The organism is Parasutterella excrementihominis YIT 11859, from assembly GCF_000205025.1.
GTDB classification, from domain to species: Bacteria; Pseudomonadota; Gammaproteobacteria; order Burkholderiales; family Burkholderiaceae_F; genus Parasutterella; species Parasutterella excrementihominis.
This window is the reverse complement of the sequence record NZ_GL883717.1, coordinates 1-1658: the sequence shown is the minus strand read 5'-3', so window position 1 is coordinate 1658 and position 1658 is coordinate 1. Positions and strand designations below refer to the sequence as shown.

1 rRNA gene is annotated in these 1658 nt (G+C 52.0%); it reads left to right on the top strand.

The features are described 5' to 3' along the window. Positions 1-192: 192 nt before the first annotated feature. Positions 193-1658, top strand: a 23S ribosomal RNA gene (locus HMPREF9439_RS06995); the annotation flags it as partial.

Below are 1658 nucleotides of genomic sequence, written 5' to 3'. Positions count from 1 at the left end.
GTTCTTTAACAATTCGGAATAATCAATCTAACGTTTAAGCTGATTTGATGAGAGTCAGCGAGAACGGGTAGTGATAAGAAATCTTTACAAAGAGAGAAACTTTGAGATTTCTCAAGCAAAGACATACAAGCATATGGCATGAGAACGAGAGTTGCTTGTGACCCGGCCGGGCAATAGGCGGCAGGGTTATAGGATCAAGTGACTAAGTGCATGTGGCGGATGCCTTGGCGATCACAGGCGAAGAAAGACGCGGCAGCCTGCGAAAAGCTGCGGGGAGCTGGCAAACGAGCTTTGATCCGCAGATATCTGAATGGGGGAACCCACACCGCAAGGTGTATCCGTAGCTGAATACATAGGTTACGGAGGCGAACGAGGAGAACTGAAACATCTAAGTATCCTCAGGAAAAGAAATCAACCGAGATTCCGGCAGTAGCGGCGAGCGAACCCGGAGGAGCCCAGCTTTTGATAGTACGAACTTTAGCCGAAAGGTCCTGGAAAGGCCTGCTATAGTGGGTGATAGCCCCGTAGGCGAAAGAGTTGGTACGGTACTAAGGAAGCGAGAAGTAGAGCGGGACACGTGGAATCCTGTTCGAAGACGGGGGGACCATCCTCCAAGGCTAAATACTCGTGATCGACCGATAGTGAACCAGTACCGTGAGGGAAAGGCGAAAAGAACCCCGGGAGGGGAGTGAAATAGAACCTGAAACCGCATGCATACAAACAGTAGGAGCCTCGTCAGAGGTGACTGCGTACCTTTTGCATAATGGGTCAGCGACTTACATTCTGTGGCGAGCTTAACCGAATAGGGGAGGCGCAGCGAAAGCGAGTTCGAAATGAGCGTTCAGTCGCAGGGTGTAGACCCGAAACCAGATGAGCTATCCATGGCCAGGTTGAAGGTGTGGTAACACACACTGGAGGACCGAACCGACTAGTGTTGCAAAATTAGCGGATGAGCTGTGGATAGGGGTGAAAGGCCAAACAAATCTGGAGATAGCTGGTTCTCCCCGAAAACTATTGAGGTAGTGCCTCGTGTGTCGCTCCAGGGGGTAGAGCACTGTTTTGGCTAGGGGGACATGGAGTCTTACCAAACCAAGGCAAACTCCGAATACCTGGAAGCGTAAGCACGGGAGACAGAGCACCGGGTGCTAACGTCCGGACTCAAAAGGGAAACAACCCAGACCGCCGGCTAAGGTCCCAAATAACAGCTAAGTGGAAAACGAAGTGGAAAGGCCGTGACAACCAGGAAGTTGGCTTAGAAGCAGCCATCCTTCAAAGAAAGCGTAATAGCTCACTGGTCGAGTCCTTCTGCGCGGAAGATGTAACGGGGCTAAGCTGTTAACCGAAGCCGCGGATGCACTGGTTATCCAGTGCGTGGTAGGGGAGCGTTCTGTAAGTCTGCGAAGGCGGTTCGAGAGGACTGCTGGAGATATCAGAAGTGCGAATGCTGACATGAGTAACGTTAAAGCAGGTGAAAAGCCTGCTCGCCGTAAGCCCAAGGATTCCTGCTCTACGTTCATCGGAGCAGGGTGAGTCGGCTCCTAAGGTCAGGCCGAAAGGCGTAGCCGATGGGAATCAGGTTAATATTCCTGAACCTGCGTCAGATGCGATGGGGGGACGGAGCATGGAAGATCATCCGGGTGTTGGAAGTCCCGGTTGTT